Source organism: Escherichia sp. TW14182 (assembly GCF_000208525.1).
GTDB classification, from domain to species: Bacteria; Pseudomonadota; Gammaproteobacteria; order Enterobacterales; family Enterobacteriaceae; genus Escherichia; species Escherichia ruysiae.
In genome coordinates this window covers 1-19,461 of record NZ_AEJZ01000028.1, presented here as the reverse complement: position 1 = coordinate 19,461, position 19,461 = coordinate 1, and the positions used below count along the sequence as shown (strand labels likewise).

Sequence of the window (19,461 nt, the reverse complement as noted above, 5' to 3'; positions counted from 1 at the left end):
GGATAATTGTTAATTATTGCAGATTTCCCCCGCCCGGTCATGCGCAGCGGCTGTGCTATAAATGGACGTAAAAAAACCCGCCGAAGCGGGTTTTTTATTAAGATGCTAAGTCAGACTTATGCCTGGCCTTTGATCTCTTTACGACCGTTGTACGGTGCTTTTTCGCCCAGAGCTTCTTCAATACGAATCAGCTGGTTGTATTTAGCAACACGGTCAGAACGGCTCATAGAACCGGTTTTGATCTGGCCTGCAGCAGTACCAACAGCCAGGTCAGCGATGGTAGCGTCTTCAGTTTCACCAGAACGGTGAGAGATAACTGCAGTGTAGCCAGCGTCTTTCGCCATCTTGATTGCAGCCAGAGTTTCGGTCAGAGAACCGATCTGGTTGAATTTGATCAGGATGGAGTTAGCGATGCCTTTTTCGATACCTTCTTTCAGGATCTTGGTGTTGGTTACGAACAGGTCGTCACCAACCAGCTGGATTTTGTCGCCCAGAACTTTGGTCTGGTATGCGAAACCGTCCCAGTCAGATTCGTCCAGACCGTCTTCGATAGAAACGATCGGGTACTGTTTGGTCAGTTCTTCCAGGAAGTGAGTAAATTCTTCAGAGGTGAACGCTTTGTTGCCTTCGCCAGCCAGAACGTATTTACCGTCTTTGTAGAATTCAGAAGCTGCGCAGTCCATCGCCAGAGTGATGTCTTTGCCCAGTTCATAACCAGCAGCTTTAACAGCTTCAGCGATAACAGCCAGAGCTTCAGCGTTGGAACCCAGGTTCGGCGCATAGCCACCTTCGTCACCAACAGCAGTGTTCATGCCTTTCGCTTTCAGAACTTTTGCCAGGTGATGGAAAACTTCAGAACCCATGCGGATGGCTTCTTTCACAGTTTTCGCGCCAACCGGCTGAATCATGAATTCCTGGATATCAACGTTGTTGTCAGCGTGCTCACCACCGTTGATGATGTTCATCATCGGAACCGGCATAGAGTATTTGCCCGGAGTGCCGTTCAGTTCAGCGATGTGCTCGTACAGCGGCATACCTTTAGCAGCTGCAGCAGCTTTGGCGTTAGCCAGAGATACAGCCAGGATTGCGTTCGCGCCGAATTTGGATTTGTTTTCGGTGCCGTCCAGGTCGATCATGATCTTGTCAATGCCAGCCTGATCTTTAGCATCTTTGCCAATCAGCGCCTGAGCGATCGGGCCGTTTACCGCAGCAACAGCTTTGGTTACGCCTTTGCCCAGGAAACGGGATTTGTCGCCATCGCGCAGTTCCAGTGCTTCACGGGAACCAGTAGAAGCACCTGACGGAGCAGCTGCCATACCGACGAAACCACCCTCCAGGTGTACTTCGGCTTCAACAGTCGGGTTACCACGGGAGTCGATGATTTCACGACCGATGATTTTTACGATTTTGGACATTAGGGTTTCCTCAAGTCACTAGTTAAACTAAAACTCCAGACAAACAACGCGTACCCTGGGTACGCGTTGCCGTTCTAACTTTTTTACTTACTTCGCCTGACGTTTCTGGAACTCGCTGGCGGCTTTCACAAAGCCGGCAAACAGCGGGTGGCCATCACGTGGAGTAGAAGTAAACTCCGGATGGAACTGACAAGCCACGAACCACGGGTGATTCGGAACTTCGATGATCTCGACCAACTGATCATCCCCGGAACGGCCCGCAACGCGCAGACCTGCATCTTCAATCTGTTTCAACAGCATGTTGTTGACTTCGTAACGGTGACGATGACGCTCAACAATTGTCGGCGCATTGTACAGCTGGCGAACCAGGCTATCGTCAACCAACTGGCACTGCTGTGCGCCGAGACGCATGGTGCCACCGAGATCGCTCTTCTCGCTACGAACTTCAACGTTGCCGTTTTCATCACGCCACTCGGTAATCAGCGCCACAACCGGGTACTTACAGTCTGGCACAAATTCCGTAGAGTTGGCGTTCTCCATGTTGGCAACATGTCGAGCGTAATCAATTAACGCCACCTGCATACCCAGGCAAATGCCCAGATAAGGAATATTGTTCTCACGCGCAAAGCGTGCGGTAGTAATCATGCCTTCTACGCCACGATAGCCGAAACCGCCAGGTACGAGGATCGCGTCCAGACCTTTAAGGATTTCAACACCGCGCGTTTCAACATCTTGTGAATCGATCAGTTTGATGTTGACGCTGACACGATTCTTCAGCCCACCGTGTTTCAGTGCTTCAATCACGGATTTGTAAGCGTCCGGCAGTTCGATGTACTTACCGACCATACCGATGGTGACTTCACTCACCGGATTCGCTTCTTCAAAGATAACCTGTTCCCATTCGGACAGATCCGCTTCCGGGCAGTTCAAGCTGAATCGTTTACAAATATAATCGTCCAGCCCCTGAGATTTCAACAGGCCCGGAATTTTATAGATGGAATCGACGTCTTTCAGAGAAATAACCGCTTTTTCCGGAACATTACAGAACAATGCAATCTTCGCACGTTCGTTTGCCGGTACGGCGCGATCTGAACGACAAATCAGGATATCAGGCTGGATACCGATAGAGAGCAGCTCTTTTACAGAGTGCTGAGTCGGTTTAGTTTTGACTTCACCAGACGCTGCCATGTACGGCACCAGCGTCAGGTGCATAAACAGAGTATGTTCGCGGCCAATTTCAACAGCCAACTGGCGAATCGCTTCGAGGAACGGCAGAGATTCAATATCACCTACAGTACCGCCGATTTCGACCAGAACCACGTCGTGGCCTTCGCCACCGGCAAGAACGCGTTCTTTGATAGCGTTAGTAATGTGCGGGATAACCTGTACGGTTGCGCCAAGGTAGTCGCCACGGCGTTCTTTACGCAGAACGTCAGAGTAGATACGACCCGTGGTGAAGTTGTTACGGCGGCTCATTTTGGTACGAATGAAACGCTCGTAGTGCCCCAGGTCCAGGTCGGTTTCAGCGCCGTCTTCAGTAACGAACACTTCCCCGTGTTGGATTGGGCTCATAGTACCTGGATCGACGTTGATGTACGGATCCAGTTTCATGATGGTCACATTGAGGCCACGGGCTTCAAGAATGGCTGCGAGGGAGGCTGCGGCAATGCCTTTACCCAGAGAGGATACGACCCCGCCGGTCACAAAAATATAGTTCGTTGTCATGCTGAACCTGAGAAGTTAGGTTGAAAAGACGATGGAATAACCAGGACGGGAAAGCAGTATACCCGAACATGACCTGTGCCACAAACTTTCATTATCCCTCCTCTTCGCCAGCGCACTATTGAAATCAGGAGTGAGAAAATAGCCCCTTTGGGGTAAATGTTTTTGACGCAAATCAATCGCTTGTCATTTAAAAAATGACACAAATCGCGCTTGACCGCGTAATTCCCTTAGAGATCAATTTCCTGCCGTTTTACCTGTTGCCAGACTTCTTCCATTGTTTCGAGGTCAACACCTGTCATTTCCAGTCCACGCGCGGCAACAATACGCTCCACTTCGCGAAAACGACGCTCGAATTTTTCGTTTGCTTTTTGCAATGCAATTTCCGCTTTTGTCCCTAAATGGCGAGCCAGGTTGACCGTAGCAAACAGCAGGTCACCCATTTCTTCCTCCAGTTTAGCCTGGTCGACAACAGCCTGCCGCGCCTCGTACATCACCTCGTCGATCTCTTCGTAGACTTTATCGACCACGGGGCCAAGTGTTGTCCAGTCGAAGCCAACGTTGGCGCAACGTTTCTGGATTTTTTGCGCACGCATTAAGGCCGGTAAACTACGAGGAATATCGTCCAGCGCCGAATGCTGCGCTTTCTGTGCGCGTTCTTCAGTTTTTATTTGCTCCCAACGGGCAAGCACTTCACTGCTGTTTTCGGCAGAACTGTCGGCAAAAACATGTGGATGGCGACGCTCTAATTTATCGCTAATCGCAGCGCAAATATCATTAAAGTCAAAGCGCCCTTCTTCCTGGGCCATTTGCGCGTAAAACACCACCTGGAACAGCAGATCGCCGAGTTCACCGCGCAGATCGTCAAAATCTTCGCGGGCAATGGCATCCAGCACTTCGTAGGTTTCTTCAAGGGTATAAGGTGCAATAGAGGCGAATGTCTGCTCTTTATCCCACGGGCAGCCGTTATCCGGGTCGCGAAGACGCTGCATAATAGTGAGCAAACGGTCGATTTGATTCATTGGAATGTCCTGAAAATTGCGGGTCTGTCAGGTGTAATACCTTCGAGTAAAAGATATCGCTGGATACGGCTGACGCCATATCCAGCTATGTAAGATTAATTCCCGTGCAACCGACGCGCGTCGATAACGTCCGGCACCTGATTGAGCTTACCCAGCACGCGCCCCAGCACCTGCAGGTTATAAATCTCAATGGTCATGTCGATGGTCGCCAGTTGCTGTTTGGTGTCGCTACGGCTGGCAACGCCAAGCACGTTCACTTTCTCATTGGCGAGAATGGTCGTGATATCACGTAACAACCCACTACGATCATTAGCCACCACGCGGACCACCAGCGAATATCCGGCGGAGTAGCTCTCGCCCCATACCGCATCAACAATACGTTCTGGCGCATGAGAGCGCAGTTCCGCCAGTTGTTCGCAATCGGCGCGGTGTACTGAAATACCACGTCCTTGGGTAATAAAGCCGACAATCTCATCGCCAGGAATCGGCTGGCAGCAGCGCGCGATGTGGTGCATCAGGTTGCCGACACCTTCTACCACCACGCGACCGTTATCTTTACTGCGGTTTTGCGGCGTATAGCTTTTTTGCTGAAGTTGCTTCAGCGCGGCGGCATCCTGCTCTTCGGCACTCGGCTTATTAAATTGCGATTGCAGGAAGTTCACCATCTGATTGAGACGGATATCCCCGCCGCCAATCGCCGCCAGCAACTCATCAACATCATTGAAGTTGTAACGCGGCAGCAGGTGTTTTTCTGCTTCTTTCAGGCTGATCCCCAGATGTTCCAGCTCGTCGTCAAGGATTTGCCGCCCAGCCAGAATGTTTTTGTCACGATCCTGTTTACGGAACCAGGCGTGAATTTTCGAACGCCCACGGCTGGTTGTGACGTAACCGAGGTTTGGGTTTAACCAGTCACGGCTGGGGTTCGGCTGTTTCTGGGTGATAATTTCGATCTGGTCGCCCATCTGCAACTGGTAGGTGAACGGCACGATGCGCCCGCCAATTTTTGCCCCGATGCAGCGGTGTCCGACATCACTGTGGATGTGGTAAGCGAAGTCCAGCGGCGTTGATCCCGCAGGTAAATCAACCACATCACCTTTCGGCGTAAAGACGTACACCCGGTCGTCAAAGACCTGGCTGCGTACTTCGTCGAGCATTTCGCCGGAATCGGCCATCTCTTCCTGCCACGCAATCAGTTTACGCAGCCAGGCAATCCGGTCTTCATGTCCCGAACGTGCGCCGCCAGTAGCCGCGCCTTCTTTGTATTTCCAGTGCGCAGCAACGCCCAGTTCTGCATCTTCATGCATCTGTTTGGTGCGGATTTGGATCTCAACGGTTTTACCGCCCGGCCCCAGCACCACGGTGTGAATAGACTGATAACCGTTCGGTTTCGGGTTCGCGACGTAATCGTCGAACTCATCCGGCAGATGGCGATAGTGAGTGTGCACTATCCCCAACGCGGCGTAGCAGTCCTGTAAACGCTCGGCGACAATACGTACTGCACGCACATCAAACAGCTCATCAAAGGCGAGATTCTTTTTCTGCATTTTGCGCCAGATGCTGTAGATGTGTTTCGGACGACCATACACTTCAGCTTTAACGCCTTCAGCTTTCATCTCAGCGCGCAGATGACCGACAAACTCTTCGATGTAGTGTTCACGGTCGAGGCGGCGTTCATGCAGCAGTTTTGCAATGCGTTTGTATTCGGTCGGGTGGAGATAACGGAAGCAGTAATCTTCCAGCTCCCATTTCAGTTGCCCGATCCCGAGACGGTTCGCCAGCGGCGCGTAGATATTGGTGCACTCTTTTGCCGCCAGTACGCGTTCATCTTCCGGCGCGTCTTTTACTTCGCGCAGATGAGCAATACGCTCTGCCAGTTTGATGACCACGCAGCGAAAATCATCGACCATCGCCAATAACATCCGGCGAACGTTATCGACCTGTTCAGAGGAAACAGAATCGGTGTGCGTCGCTTTCAGCTGGCGGATCGCCGCCATATCACGCACACCGTGAATGAGATTCACGACCGACTTACCGACGCTCTCACGCAGCACATCTTCGCTGACTACGTTGGCATCCGCCAGAGGGAACAGCAGCGCCGCCCGCAGCGTGTCAATGTCCATACTTAATGTCGAGAGGATCTCCACCATCTCAACACCACGCCACAATAGCAGACTGGCATCCGGATGCCCCTGCGTCTGCTGCAGACAATACGCCCAGGTTTCGGCTAAGCACTCACACGACTTCTGGCTGGTAATACCCAGACTTGCGATCCATTTTTGCGGATCAAATTCACCAGCCTTATTGATATGTGCACTTCTTACCGCAACCATCGTCCTCTCCTTTAGGGACCAGACCTGCCGAAATCAGCAAATCGTAACTATTTTACGCGCGAGAAAAGTACCATCGATTCCAGATGTCCCGTGTGTGGGAACATATCCAGCATCGCCAGCCGCGCAATGGTATATCCTGCTTTTAATAACGCTTCGCTATCCCGAGCCAGCGTTGCAGGGTTACAGGATACATAAACTATACGAATGGGTTCCAGTTTTATAATTTGTTGCATAACACCTGCGGCACCTGCTCGCGCTGGGTCCAGCAACACTTTATCGAAGCCGCTTTTCGCCCACGGCTGCTTTGTGACATCTTCTTCAAGATTTTCGTGATAAAACGTCACATTTTGTAAGCCATTAAGGCGCGCATTCTGCTGGCCTTTTTCCACCAGTGCCGGAACACCTTCTACGCCCACTACGTTTGCCGTACGAGTGGCTAACGGCAGCGTAAAATTGCCCATGCCGCAGAACAGATCCAGCACGCGCTCGTCAGGTTGCACATCCAGCCACTCCAGCGCGCGCGCCACCATTTTCTGATTCACGCCCGCGTTGACCTGAATAAAATCACGCGGGCTAAAAGTTAAGCGCAACCCGTTTGAGTCATACCAGGGCATCTCACCAGTGACCGTTTCGAGTATCTCACTATCGGGGGCGAGATACAGATCCAGGCCTTCAGAATGCGAAAAGCGTTCCAGTTTTTCGCGATCAGCCGAACTTAGCGGTGCGGTATGGCGCAAAATTATCAGCGTGCCGCTGGTTGCCTGCACCAGTTCAACATGCCCAAGGTGGCGCATTCCCTGTAAGCTCGTCAGACATGCTCTGACTTTGGGCAGCAATGCTTCAAGTTGGGGCACTAAAACAGGGCATTGTTTAACATCGACAATGTCACTGGAACCCGCTTTGCGAAATCCCATCTGGAGTTGTTGTGTTTTAGGTTGATAGTTCAGACTTAAACGCGCACGACGCCGATAGCCCCAGGGGACGTCGGCGATCACTTCAGATACGTCGTGTTTCATTAACCGGGCGAGCGCCGCACTTTTGCTTCGCTGCTGTAAATCCACGCTGGCGTGTTGTTGCTGACAGCCACCGCATACGCCAAAATGAGGGCAGCGTGGCGTTTCGCGTTCCGGACTGTCGCTTAACCGCCGTACGACTTTAGCGCGGGCATACTGTTTTTTATCTTCAGTAACAGTAACTTCCGCTTTTTCCTGCGGCAATAATCCGGGGATAAATAGCGTTTTGCCGTTATGTCGCGCCACGCCCTGACCAAAAGAGTCGAGGTCGTTGACTGAAACGGTTATGATCTGACGCGTCGTCGTGCGTCGTTTTGCAGAGTAGAATTGCGCCATTGGCGAGACTTTCTCAATTTAACAGTGTGACCTTAATTGTCCCATAACGGAACTCCATGACCAACTACAGCCTGCGCGCACGCATGATGATTCTGATCCTGGCACCGACCGTCCTTATTGGTTTATTGCTGAGTATCTTTTTCGTCGTACACCGCTATAACGACTTGCAGCGTCAACTGGAAGATGCCGGTGCCAGCATTATTGAGCCACTTGCCGTTTCTACCGAATATGGCATGAGCCTGCAAAATCGCGAATCTATCGGTCAGTTAATAAGCGTACTGCATCGTCGCCATTCCGATATTGTTCGCGCGATTTCGGTTTATGATGAAAATAACCGACTCTTTGTCACCTCCAATTTTCATCTTGATCCTTCATCAATGCAGCTCGGCAGCAACGTGCCGTTTCCTCGCCAGCTCACTGTCACACGTGACGGCGACATTATGATCCTGCGCACACCGATTATTTCTGAGAGTTATTCCCCCGACGAATCGCCCAGTAGTGATGCCAAAAATAGCCAGAATATGTTGGGATATATTGCGCTTGAGCTGGATCTTAAATCGGTTCGCTTGCAGCAATATAAAGAGATCTTTATTTCCAGTGTGATGATGCTGTTTTGTATCGGTATTGCGCTTATTTTTGGCTGGCGCTTAATGCGCGATGTAACCGGTCCAATTCGTAACATGGTGAATACCGTCGACCGCATCCGTCGTGGGCAACTCGACAGCCGGGTGGAAGGATTTATGCTCGGCGAGCTGGATATGCTGAAAAACGGTATCAACTCGATGGCAATGTCGCTGGCAGCTTATCACGAAGAGATGCAGCACAATATCGACCAGGCGACGTCCGATCTGCGGGAAACGCTAGAGCAAATGGAAATTCAGAACGTTGAGTTGGATTTGGCGAAAAAGCGCGCCCAGGAAGCGGCACGTATTAAATCCGAGTTTCTGGCGAATATGTCACATGAGCTGCGTACACCGCTGAATGGTGTTATTGGCTTTACCCGCCTGACGCTGAAAACAGAATTAACGCCAACACAGCGCGATCACCTGAATACCATTGAACGTTCGGCAAATAATTTGCTGGCAATTATTAATGATGTTCTCGACTTCTCGAAACTGGAAGCGGGCAAGCTGATTCTGGAAAGTATTCCGTTCCCATTGCGTAGCACGCTGGATGAAGTCGTTACCCTGCTGGCACATTCTTCTCACGATAAAGGGCTGGAATTAACGCTCAATATTAAAAGCGACGTGCCCGATAACGTTATTGGTGACCCACTGCGTTTACAACAAATCATCACTAACCTGGTGGGGAATGCGATTAAATTCACCGAGAATGGCAACATTGATATTCTGGTAGAAAAACGTGCGCTAAGTAATACCAAAGTGCAGATTGAAGTGCAGATTCGTGATACCGGTATTGGTATTCCTGAACGCGATCAATCGCGCTTATTCCAGGCCTTCCGACAGGCTGATGCCAGTATTTCCCGCCGTCATGGTGGCACCGGGCTGGGGCTGGTGATCACACAGAAACTGGTTAATGAAATGGGCGGCGATATTTCGTTCCATAGCCAGCCGAATCGCGGTTCTACCTTCTGGTTCCACATTAATCTCGATCTGAACCCGAATATTATTATCGAAGGGCCATCTACCCAGTGCCTCGCCGGTAAGCGTCTTGCCTATGTCGAACCGAACTCCGCAGCAGCACAATGTACGCTGGATATTTTAAGTGAAACGCCGCTGGAAGTGGTTTATAGCCCAACGTTCTCCGCGCTGCCTCCCGCGCATTACGACATGATGTTGTTAGGGATTGCAGTGACCTTCCGCGAGCCGCTGACGATACAACATGAGCGGTTGGCGCAAGCGGTGTCAATGACCGATTTCCTGATGCTGGCGCTTCCTTGTCATGCACAGGTCAATGCCGAAAAACTCAAGCAAGATGGTATCGGCGCGTGTCTACTGAAACCGTTAACGCCTACGCGCCTGTTGCCAGCACTGACGGAATTTTGTCATCACAAACAAAACACACTTTTGCCTGTTACCGATGAAAGTAAGCTGGCAATGACAGTCATGGCGGTTGATGACAACCCCGCTAACCTGAAACTTATCGGCGCGTTGCTGGAAGATATGGTGCAACATGTGGAGCTTTGCGATAGCGGGCATCAGGCCGTTGAACGAGCAAAACAGATGCCGTTCGATTTAATCTTAATGGATATTCAAATGCCGGACATGGACGGCATTCGGGCGTGCGAACTCATCCACCAGCTCCCACATCAGCAGCAAACGCCGGTTATCGCGGTAACGGCACATGCGATGGCAGGGCAAAAAGAGAAACTGCTTGGCGCGGGGATGAGCGATTATCTGGCAAAACCGATTGAAGAAGAGCGATTGCATAATTTGCTGTTGCGCTACAAGCCTGGCAGCGGTATTTCCTCTCGCGTCGTAACGCCAGAAGTGAACGAAATTGTGGTGAACCAGAATGCAACCCTCGACTGGCAACTGGCACTACGCCAGGCAGCAGGAAAAACCGATTTAGCGCGCGATATGCTGCAAATGTTGCTCGATTTCCTGCCAGAAGTTCGCAACAAAGTTGAGGAACAACTGGTTGGAGAAAACCCGGAAGGTCTGGTTGATTTAATTCATAAACTGCATGGCAGTTGCGGCTATAGCGGTGTGCCGCGTATGAAGAATCTCTGCCAGCTGATTGAACAACAGCTACGCAGCGGTACTAAAGAAGAAGATTTGGAGCCAGAGCTTCTGGAATTGCTGGACGAGATGGATAATGTGGCGCGAGAAGCCAGCAAAATTCTTGGGTAATAAATATTTTATCGAGTAAAAACCGGCTTCTTATGAAGTCGGTTTTTGATTGAGGGCAAAGTGCCTGTGTTTATGCCGGATGCGGCGTTAACGCCTTATCCGGCCTACAAAACCAATTAAATTCAATGAATTAAAAAATCATGTAGGCTTGATAAGCGCAGCGCATCAAGCAATTTTTGCGTTTGACATCAGTCTCAAACCGGCTCCAGACAGAGCCGGTTTTGGTTTTCTGTCTTAACGCACCATGCACGGACGCTTGTTATCGAACGTCCAGCCAGGAATCAGGTACTGCATTCCCATCGCATCATCACGCGCGCCAAGCCCGTGTTTCTGATACAGCTCATGGGCTTTCATCACTTGATCCATATCGATTTCTACACCCAACCCCGGTTTTTCTGGCACCTGAACCAGACCGCCTTTGATCTCGAACGGTTCTTTGGTCAGGCGCTGATTGCCTTCCTGCCAGATCCAGTGTGTATCAATCGCGGTGATTTTACCCGGTGCAGCAGCGGCAACATGGGTAAACATCGCCAGGGAAATATCGAAGTGGTTGTTAGAGTGTGACCCCCAGGTCAGGCCAAATTCATGGCACATTTGCGCCACACGCACTGAACCTTGCATCGTCCAGAAATGCGGGTCAGCCAGCGGGATATCAACGGATTGTAACGAGAGCGTATGGCCCATCTGCCGCCAGTCGGTGGCTATCATATTGGTTGCAGTCGGCAGGCCAGTTGCGCGACGGAACTCTGCCATCACTTCACGCCCGGAGAAACCTTGCTCCGCACCACACGGATCTTCTGCATAAGCCAGAGAACCTTTCAGGTATTTACCAATTTTAATCGCTTCGTTCAGCGACCAGGCACCGTTAGGATCGAGCGTAATACGCGCCTGCGGGAAGCGTTTCGCCAGCGCCACAATAGACTCGGCTTCTTCTTCTCCGGCCAGTACACCGCCCTTCAGTTTGAAATCGTTGAAGCCATATTTTTCATATGCCGCTTCCGCCAGGCGCACCACCGCATCCGGCGTCATCGCTTCTTCGTGACGCAGGCGATACCAGTCACATTTATCATCCGGCTGGCTTTGATACGGCAGCGGTGTGGCTTTGCGATTACCGACGAAGAACAGATAACCGAGCATTTCGACTTCGCTACGCTGTTGACCATCGCCCAGCAACGACGCCACGTTTACCCCCAGATGCTGCCCCAGCAGATCCAGCATTGCCGCTTCAATTCCAGTCACCACATGAATCGTGGTACGCAGGTCAAAAGTCTGCAAACCACGCCCGCCAGCATCACGATCGGCAAACGTGTTACGCACCAGCGTCAGAACGTTTTTGTACTCGCCCAGCGTTTTACCCACCACCAGCGGAATCGCATCTTCCAGCGTTTTACGGATTTTCTCGCCGCCGGGAATTTCCCCTACGCCAGTGTGACCAGAATTATCTTTGATAATCACAATATTACGCGTGAAGAACGGTGCGTGTGCACCACTCAGATTCATCAGCATGCTGTCATGACCCGCCACCGGGATGACCTGCATTTCAGTAACAACAGGCGTCGTAAATTGAGAACTCATGTTTATGTCCTTATTCAGAATCAATGACGGCCGAAAACGGGACGTTTACGGTCAGAAATTCAGGAGCCGGGATGTTAATCTGGGTTATCATCTTACTTTCCCGCGACAGGTTTCAGCTCAATACGCTTGATATCGCCCACCAGCACCAGGTAGCTCAGTACCGCGATTAAGGCATGAACCCCAACATAAATCAGCGCCCCATTAAACGAGCCAGTCGTGCCAACGATATAACCAATTGCGATTGGCGTGACGATGCCAGAAATGTTACCGAACATGTTGAACAGGCCACCGGAAAGACCACTAATCTCTTTTGGCGCGGTATCTGCCATTACGGCCCAACCCAGCGCCCCGATGCCCTTACCGAAGAAGGCCAGCGCCATAAAGCCGATGATCATCCACTCAACGTTGACGTAGTTACAGAACACCATCACCATCGACAGCAGCATGCCCATCACGATCGGCGTTTTACGCGCAATGTTCAGCGAACCCGTGCGACGCATCAGCCAGTCAGAAATAATTCCACCCAGCACACCGCCGATAAAACCGCAAACCGCCGGAACAGAAGCCACAAAGCCCGCTTTCAGAATTGACATCCCACGCGCCTGCACCAGATAAACCGGGAACCAGGTGATAAAGAAGTAAGTCATGGCGTTGATACAATACTGACCGATATAAACGCCGATCATCATCCGCGAACCTAGCAACTGTTTGATCTGCCCCCACTTCACGCTGAACGGCACTTTAACTTTGGTGTTTTGCTGATCCATATTGATCAGCGCCCCGCCCGCAGCAATGTAGTCCAGCTCTTTCTGATTTACGCCCGGATGTTGATTTGGCTCGTGGATGACTTTCAACCAGATAAAGCTGATGACAATGCCCAGACCGCCCATAAAGAAGAAAACGTGTGACCAGCCCACTTCATGAGTCAGCCAGCCCATAATCGGCGCGAAGATAACCGTTGCGAAGTATTGTGCGGAGTTAAAAATCGACACCGCCGTTCCCCTTTCCTGCGCAGGAAACCAAGCCGCTACAATGCGACTGTTGCCGGGGAAAGAGGGCGCTTCAGCAAGCCCGACCAGGAAACGCAGCGTAAACAGGGCAACGATAATGCCGAATCCACTAAAGATATCGACGAAGCCTTGCAGCAAGGTAAACATCGACCAGATAAAGATCGACCAGAAGTAGACGCGTTTTGAACCAAAGCGATCCAACAACCAGCCACCTGGGATCTGCCCTATTACATAAGCCCATGAGAAAGCAGAGAACACATAACCCATTCCCACGGGATCAAGGCCGATATCTTTGGCCATTTCTGAACCGGCGATAGAGAGCGTAGCGCGGTCGCCGTAGTTGAAGGATGTGACGATAAACAACATCACCACTATCCAGTAACGAGCATTCGTGCGTTTTTCCACACTGCTCGCAGCCTGACTTAAAGAACTCATTGTTGCACTCCTGAAAATTCGCGTTAGCCACGCTCACTCTGGACTGCAATACCGCCAGGAAATCAGAGGTGACGTAGGGTGTTTTTTGCCGTTTTTATAGGTCGTTCGCCGAATGCGGCGCGTGTTTATATCTGGCAATAGCAGTATAAAAAGCGCGCCATAGCGGCTCACCGTGCAACAACACAACATTAATGCGTTCAATGAGGCCCGATTTTGGCATTAGCCCTGGACGGTGGAATCAACTTCACGGAAATGAAAACAAGAACAAGAAAGGAAGGGTTATAACGGAGAAATAAAGAAGAGTATGAAATGGATCGCTTGACTCCAGGCAAACGCCAGTAAAAAACCGTCACATTTGCAAGTTTTTACTGGCATTTGCCTGAAAGGATTCGATTCAGTTTGCTTAAAACGGCAATTTGTCAGGACAACAGCGTGCCCCAATGTTCGACCCACGGGTTTGATTCCGTTTCCGGTTCCGGGTTCTCACTGGCGTCAATCAGCAGCATTTCCCCTATCCGCTGCGCACTCTGTTCCTGCAACAAGGCATCGAACTGTTTGCCGCCGTTGCAGAAATTCACATAGCTACTGTCGCCGAGCGCAATTACGCCATAACGAAGATTCGGCTGAAAACCGAGGCTATCTTTGATTCCCTGAAAAAGCGGCACAATGCTGTCAGGCAGGTCGCCTTGCCCGGTCGTGGACGTAACCACCAGAACGAACTTGTCCTGATAGAGCAGCCAGTCGCTTAATTCTGGATCTTCAAACACCGTGGCTTTGTGCCCCTGCGCAGTCAGAATTGCTTCCGCTTCCTCCGCCACTAACAGTGAATTTCCGTACATGGTGCCCACAAAAATACCAATTTCCGCCATACCGTTTTCTCCCTGGATTAGGAACTTATCTCACCATCCTGACCTGATGGCGCACTGAACTCAACCCTTTCATTTTCAGGAAGCAGACCACGCCAGCCAAATTGTGATAACGCCTGCATCCAGGTGTCGTCCAGACCCGCGTGAATAGTCAGCGGTTCGCCGGTGAACGGATGCGTCAATGATAACTGGCTGGCATGTAGCATTAACCGCTGGAGGCCAAAATGTTCAGCCCCACTGCGATTCTGGCGTAAATCGCCATGTTTGCTGTCGCCAATAATTGGATGACGCAAATGGGCAAGATGGCGGCGGAGCTGGTGTTTGCGTCCGGTTTTCGGCTCCAGTTCCACCAGGCCGTAGCGCGTGGTCGGGTAACGTCCGGTTGCGACTGGCATTTCCACCGTCGCCAGACCGCGATAATGCGTCACCGCTGGCTGTGGCCCTTTATCTTCACGGGCAAATTTATCAGCGATTTTGTCCAGTTCTTCCACCAGTGGATAATCCAGCACCGCTTCTTCCATTAGCCAGCCACGAACTATCGCATGGTAACGTTTCTGGATTTGATGCTGTTCAAACTGTTGTGCCAGCAGCCGTCCAGCTTCGCTGGACAGTCCCATCAGCAATACGCCGGAAGTAGGTCTGTCCAGGCGATGCGCGGTAAACACGTGCTGGCCTATCTGGTCACGCACGGTTTGCATGACCACCACTTTCTCATCGCGATCCAGCCAGCTACGGTGGACCAGCCAGCCGGACGGTTTATTTACCGCAACCAGCCATTCATCCTGGTAGAGTATTTCCAGCATCAGTTTGCGTCATCCGCAAAAAGGGCATCCAGCTTTTCCAGTTCCGCCAGAATAAGCGTGCGTTGCGGGTGATCCGTCGCCAGCGCCATTTCATAGTACGGCGCCACGGCAAATGCCCCCGGTAATGGCTGGTTGTTATCTAATAAATCGTGCATTCGTGGGATAAGCACCCACTGCAACCACTCCAGTGGTTCCATGGTGTCCATAAAGAACGGTTGGGTACTGTTGAATTGATGCGGCTGGGGCTCATCGTTTCGCCAGTGCTGATGTTCACGCAGTAACGATTCAAGCGCCTGCAACTGAAGACGAACGCGGTCATGAGTGGTCATAAAGCAACCTCAATAAGAAAAAACTGCCGCGAAGGATAGCAGGAATAAAAAAAGGGAGCACTGTATTCACAGTGCTCCCGGTTCGTTTCGCAGCAATCCAGCTACTTTTGTTGCTCCCTGCTCATCCTTGACAACTTTTCCTCTGGTCTTGCGACCAATTGTTCATCCTGAACTATTGCTTCCTGCTCACACCACCCCGATGTGATACTTCATCCTGAAGTGTCCCTGGCCTTCCTGACCCACCGAATCATCCTGACCGGTTCTCATTCTCCATCCTGGAGGTGTCCTTTAACGCATCCAGCGTTTTCCTCTTCGCTTCATCCAGAAGCCTTTCCCTGAAACACCGTCCTGGCGTGTCCTTCAGAAGTGTCATCATCCTGATGTTCACTTCGTTGTCTGACTCCCTGTCGACGAAGATAGAATCGTCTTTTTCGCTGAGTCTTACAAGGCGCTTACAGACAAAGCCTTAAGGATAATTTCATATGAAAGTTAAGAAATTTCATATAATCTATTGATTATAAATAAAAATATCGATTCTTATCTGTTTGAGTATTCGCTTATTTCCTGGCGATCTCCTACAGGGTCTGTAAGAGATCTCTCACAACCAGACGGGGTATTTGGATTACAGAAGAGGCTTAAGTTGGTTAAGGAATTCCGCAAGATTTGAGGCTAAATGCGTCCGTTTACGCGTTCCCAGCGTCTCTTTGCACACTTCACCAGAGAGATTACACACCGAGATGACCTCTAACTCTTCTTCCAGTGTTGCGATAAATAGCGTGGGCGGCAGTTTTAACCGTTTCTGAGTCACCAGATGACCAATCAGATTTTCCTGCACCCGGCGGAAGTCGTCTTCGCTCCAGGTTTGCAGTAATGTCAGTTTGATATCGCCAAACTGCGCATGCATATCCCCGGCAAACTGGGTTGTATAGAATGTATGAATTGTGGGTTGTATCACAATATCAAACGCCCGTTCAACCGCGTTTACATTTTGTTCACCGGTAAACGGCTGGGGTTGCCAGTATACGGCGTCATCGGTGGTTGAAATAATGCATGGTGAAGGCACGCCATACAGCTCCTCACTTAACGGCCAGCTTTTATGCTCTTCATGCCACGCATCGCAGTAGCGTGCAGTAAAATCTTTCAGGGCATGTGCGGTCAAATCGTCCACTAATTTCTCTCTTCACTTAAACCAGATACACTTGTCGTTTAGTTTATCTGGTTTATGACGGTGAAACATGTCTTCTTATACAAACCATCAGGCACTTGCGGGCCTGACTCTCGGAAAATCAACCGATTACCGGGATACCTATGACGCCAGCCTGCTGCAAGGCGTTCCGCGTAGTCTGAATCGCGATCCTCTGGGCCTGAAAGCGGATAACCTGCCTTTTCACGGCGCGGATATCTGGACGCTGTATGAGCTTTCCTGGCTGAATGCCAAAGGTTTGCCACAGGTCGCTGTCGGTCATGTTGAACTTGATTACACCAGCGTAAATCTGATTGAGTCGAAGAGTTTTAAGCTCTATCTCAATAGCTTTAACCAGACGCGTTTTAATAACTGGGAGGAGGTGCGCCAGACGCTGGAGCGCGATTTAAGCACCTGTGCCCAGGGTAAGGTTAGCGTGGCCTTATATCGTCTTGATGAACTGGAAGGCCAGCCGGTGGGACATTTCAATGGCACCTGCATTGATGAGCAGGATATCGCTATCGATAACTATGAATTTACCACTGACTATCTTGAGAATGCCGCCAGCGGTGAAAAAGTGGTGGAAGAGACGCTAGTCAGCCATTTGCTGAAGTCAAACTGTCTGATCACCCATCAGCCAGACTGGGGGTCAATCCAAATTCAGTACCGTGGACACAAAATTGACAGGGAAAAACTGCTGCGCTATCTGGTTTCTTTCCGTCATCACAACGAGTTCCATGAGCAATGCGTAGAGCGTATTTTTAATGACCTGCTACGCTTCTGCCAGCCAGAGAAATTAAGCGTCTATGCGCGTTATACCCGTCGTGGCGGCCTGGACATTAACCCCTGGCGTAGCAATAGCGACTTTGTCCCATCGACGACCCGACTGGTACGACAATAAATTTTTTCTCATTTTTGCGTACTGGATTCACGCATAGAGTTGTGAAAGGCCATCATGCAGGGCTATTGTAATCAAAGGGAATGACGATATTCGTCCCATAAGGAGTTTTTCTTGATTACACATATTAGCCCGCTTGGCTCCATGGATATGTTGTCGCAGCTGGAAGTGGATATGCTTAAACGCACCGCCAGCAGCGACCTCTATCAACTGTTTCGCAACTGTTCACTTGCTGTTCTGAACTCCGGTAGTTTGACCGATAACAGCAAAGAATTGCTGTCTCGTTTTGAAAGTTTTGACATTAACGTGCTGCGCCGTGAACGTGGCGTTAAGTTAGAACTGATCAATCCCCCGGAAGACGCTTTTGTCGATGGGCGCATTATTCGCGCCTTGCAGGCCAACTTGTTCGCTGTTCTGCGCGACATTCTCTTCGTCTATGGGCAAATCCATAACACCGTTCGTTTTCCAAACCTGAATCTCGACAACTCTGTCCACATTACTAATCTGGTCTTTTCTATATTGCGTAATGCTCGCGCACTGCATGTCGGCGAAGCGCCAAATATGGTTGTGTGCTGGGGCGGTCACTCAATCAACGAAAACGAGTATTTATATGCCCGTCGCGTCGGAAATCAGCTGGGTCTGCGTGAGTTAAATATCTGCACCGGTTGTGGTCCAGGAGCGATGGAAGCGCCGATGAAAGGCGCAGCAGTGGGTCACGCTCAGCAGCGTTACAAAGACAGCCGTTTTATTGGTATGACAGAGCCGTCGATTATCGCTGCTGAACCGCCTAACCCGCTGGTCAACGAATTGATCATCATGCCGGATATCGAAAAACGTCTGGAAGCGTTTGTGCGTATCGCTCACGGCATCATTATCTTCCCTGGCGGTGTGGGTACGGCAGAAGAGTTGCTCTATTTGCTGGGAATTTTGATGAATCCGGCAAATAAAGATCAGGTCTTACCGCTGATCCTCACCGGTCCGAAAGAGAGCGCCGATTACTTCCGCGTACTGGACGAGTTTGTCGTGCATACGCTGGGAGAAAACGCGCGCCGCCATTACCGCATTATCATTGATGACGCTGCTGAAGTCGCTCGTCAGATGAAAAAATCGATGCCGCTGGTGAAAGAAAATCGCCGTGACACCGGTGATGCTTACAGCTTTAACTGGTCAATGCGCATTGCGCCAGATCTGCAAATGCCGTTTGAGCCGTCTCACGAGAACATGGCTAATCTGAAACTGTACCCGGATCAACCCGTTGAAGTGCTGGCTGCTGACCTGCGTCGTGCGTTCTCCGGTATTGTGGCGGGTAACGTAAAAGAAGTCGGTATTCGCGCCATTGAAGAGTTTGGGCCTTATAAAATCAACGGTGATAAAGAGATAATGCGTCGTATGGACGACCTGCTTCAAGGTTTTGTCGCCCAGCACCGTATGAAGTTGCCTGGCTCAGCCTACATCCCTTGCTACGAAATCTGCACCTAATCTCCCCTCCCCCGGTAACGTTTGTTGCCGGGCTTTTCTCTTATTTGGTCACTCACTCACCAATCCATTTCATTTGTTATCTGAATGTTTCAACGCATCATAAGACACTTAATATCACCAATATTAATATGTCATACAATTTATATTGCCACGCAAACGTTTACCTGCTTTCATAAACCGCATTTTATTACTGTGAAAAAGAAATTCTTATCATGATTAACTAAAAGTATTG

14 protein-coding genes are annotated in these 19,461 nt (G+C 50.5%); 3 read left to right on the top strand and 11 right to left on the bottom strand.

Going from position 1 to position 19,461, the window contains the following annotated elements; translation table 11 throughout:
* Positions 1–116: 116 nt before the first annotated feature.
* From eno to rlmD, 5 genes are all read right to left on the bottom strand, one after another.
* Positions 117–1,415, bottom strand: a complete 1,299-nt coding sequence (gene eno, locus EQY_RS0103175) for a phosphopyruvate hydratase (RefSeq protein ID WP_000036723.1) — start codon at positions 1,413–1,415, stop codon at positions 117–119.
* A gap of 87 nt (positions 1,416–1,502) precedes the next feature.
* On the bottom strand, positions 1,503–3,140 hold the full coding sequence (pyrG, locus tag EQY_RS0103170) for a glutamine hydrolyzing CTP synthase (RefSeq protein ID WP_000210857.1): 1,638 nt from the start codon (positions 3,138–3,140) through the stop codon (positions 1,503–1,505).
* A gap of 227 nt (positions 3,141–3,367) precedes the next feature.
* Positions 3,368–4,159 carry a nucleoside triphosphate pyrophosphohydrolase gene (gene mazG, locus EQY_RS0103165; protein ID WP_001071625.1) on the bottom strand — a complete coding sequence of 264 codons (792 nt, stop codon included), beginning with the start codon at positions 4,157–4,159 and terminating at the stop codon, positions 3,368–3,370.
* A 95-nt stretch (positions 4,160–4,254) separates the two neighbouring features.
* Positions 4,255–6,489 (bottom strand): GTP diphosphokinase, encoded by a 2,235-nt coding sequence (relA, locus tag EQY_RS0103160; RefSeq protein WP_000226850.1) that lies wholly within the window; start codon positions 6,487–6,489, stop codon positions 4,255–4,257.
* Positions 6,490–6,536: 47 nt separating this feature from the next.
* Positions 6,537–7,838, bottom strand: coding sequence for a 23S rRNA (uracil(1939)-C(5))-methyltransferase RlmD (gene rlmD / locus EQY_RS0103155; protein ID WP_000046796.1), 1,302 nt, complete (start codon positions 7,836–7,838; stop codon positions 6,537–6,539).
* A gap of 56 nt (positions 7,839–7,894) precedes the next feature.
* Between rlmD and barA the strand changes: the two genes are divergently transcribed.
* The gene (barA, locus tag EQY_RS0103150) at positions 7,895–10,651 is read left to right on the top strand and encodes a two-component sensor histidine kinase BarA (RefSeq protein WP_000186436.1); all 2,757 of its coding nucleotides are present in this window, start codon (positions 7,895–7,897) and stop codon (positions 10,649–10,651) included.
* A 234-nt stretch (positions 10,652–10,885) separates the two neighbouring features.
* Here the strand turns inward: barA and gudD are convergent, their stop codons facing one another.
* The 6 genes from gudD to syd all read right to left on the bottom strand — a co-directional run bounded on the left by gudD (position 10,886) and on the right by syd (position 16,837).
* A complete protein-coding gene (gudD, locus tag EQY_RS0103145; RefSeq protein WP_000098242.1) occupies positions 10,886–12,226 on the bottom strand; it encodes a glucarate dehydratase in 1,341 nt (446 codons plus the stop codon).
* Between the two features lie 92 nt (positions 12,227–12,318).
* Positions 12,319–13,671, bottom strand: a complete 1,353-nt coding sequence (gene gudP, locus EQY_RS0103140; RefSeq protein ID WP_000097076.1) for a galactarate/glucarate/glycerate transporter GudP — start codon at positions 13,669–13,671, stop codon at positions 12,319–12,321.
* Between the two features lie 419 nt (positions 13,672–14,090).
* On the bottom strand, positions 14,091–14,540 hold the full coding sequence (locus EQY_RS0103135; protein WP_000807742.1) for a flavodoxin: 450 nt from the start codon (positions 14,538–14,540) through the stop codon (positions 14,091–14,093).
* Between the two features lie 17 nt (positions 14,541–14,557).
* Complete coding sequence (gene truC / locus EQY_RS0103130; RefSeq protein WP_000890001.1) at positions 14,558–15,340, bottom strand: tRNA pseudouridine(65) synthase TruC; 783 nt, start codon at positions 15,338–15,340, stop codon at positions 14,558–14,560.
* A complete protein-coding gene (locus EQY_RS0103125) occupies positions 15,340–15,669 on the bottom strand; it encodes a YqcC family protein (RefSeq protein ID WP_000207002.1) in 330 nt (109 codons plus the stop codon). Before EQY_RS0103125 ends, truC begins: the two co-directional genes overlap by 1 nt.
* A 622-nt stretch (positions 15,670–16,291) precedes the next feature.
* A complete protein-coding gene (syd, locus tag EQY_RS0103115) occupies positions 16,292–16,837 on the bottom strand; it encodes a SecY-interacting protein (RefSeq protein WP_000342418.1) in 546 nt (181 codons plus the stop codon).
* Positions 16,838–16,904: 67 nt separating this feature from the next.
* Here syd and queF point away from each other — a divergent pair, with 67 nt between their 5' ends.
* The gene (gene queF / locus EQY_RS0103110) at positions 16,905–17,753 is read left to right on the top strand and encodes an NADPH-dependent 7-cyano-7-deazaguanine reductase QueF (protein ID WP_000100577.1); all 849 of its coding nucleotides are present in this window, start codon (positions 16,905–16,907) and stop codon (positions 17,751–17,753) included.
* A gap of 111 nt (positions 17,754–17,864) precedes the next feature.
* Positions 17,865–19,229: a nucleotide 5'-monophosphate nucleosidase PpnN gene (ppnN, locus tag EQY_RS0103105; protein ID WP_000628011.1), complete on the top strand. Its 1,365-nt coding sequence runs from the start codon at positions 17,865–17,867 to the stop codon at positions 19,227–19,229.
* Positions 19,230–19,461 lie beyond the last annotated feature (232 nt).

What these genes read in the sequence shown, in the direction of transcription:
- eno (WP_000036723.1), bottom strand. Translation starts at nt 1,415, where the DNA reads ATGTCCAAAATCGTAAAAATCATCGGTCGTGAAATCATCGACTCCCGT.
- pyrG (WP_000210857.1), bottom strand. Translation starts at nt 3,140, where the DNA reads ATGACAACGAACTATATTTTTGTGACCGGCGGGGTCGTATCCTCTCTG.
- mazG (WP_001071625.1), bottom strand. Translation starts at nt 4,159, where the DNA reads ATGAATCAAATCGACCGTTTGCTCACTATTATGCAGCGTCTTCGCGAC.
- relA (WP_000226850.1), bottom strand. Translation starts at nt 6,489, where the DNA reads ATGGTTGCGGTAAGAAGTGCACATATCAATAAGGCTGGTGAATTTGAT.
- rlmD (WP_000046796.1), bottom strand. Translation starts at nt 7,838, where the DNA reads ATGGCGCAATTCTACTCTGCAAAACGACGCACGACGACGCGTCAGATC.
- barA (WP_000186436.1), top strand. Translation starts at nt 7,895, where the DNA reads ATGACCAACTACAGCCTGCGCGCACGCATGATGATTCTGATCCTGGCA.
- gudD (WP_000098242.1), bottom strand. Translation starts at nt 12,226, where the DNA reads ATGAGTTCTCAATTTACGACGCCTGTTGTTACTGAAATGCAGGTCATC.
- gudP (WP_000097076.1), bottom strand. Translation starts at nt 13,671, where the DNA reads ATGAGTTCTTTAAGTCAGGCTGCGAGCAGTGTGGAAAAACGCACGAAT.
- EQY_RS0103135 (WP_000807742.1), bottom strand. Translation starts at nt 14,540, where the DNA reads ATGGCGGAAATTGGTATTTTTGTGGGCACCATGTACGGAAATTCACTG.
- truC (WP_000890001.1), bottom strand. Translation starts at nt 15,340, where the DNA reads ATGCTGGAAATACTCTACCAGGATGAATGGCTGGTTGCGGTAAATAAA.
- EQY_RS0103125 (WP_000207002.1), bottom strand. Translation starts at nt 15,669, where the DNA reads ATGACCACTCATGACCGCGTTCGTCTTCAGTTGCAGGCGCTTGAATCG.
- queF (WP_000100577.1), top strand. Translation starts at nt 16,905, where the DNA reads ATGTCTTCTTATACAAACCATCAGGCACTTGCGGGCCTGACTCTCGGA.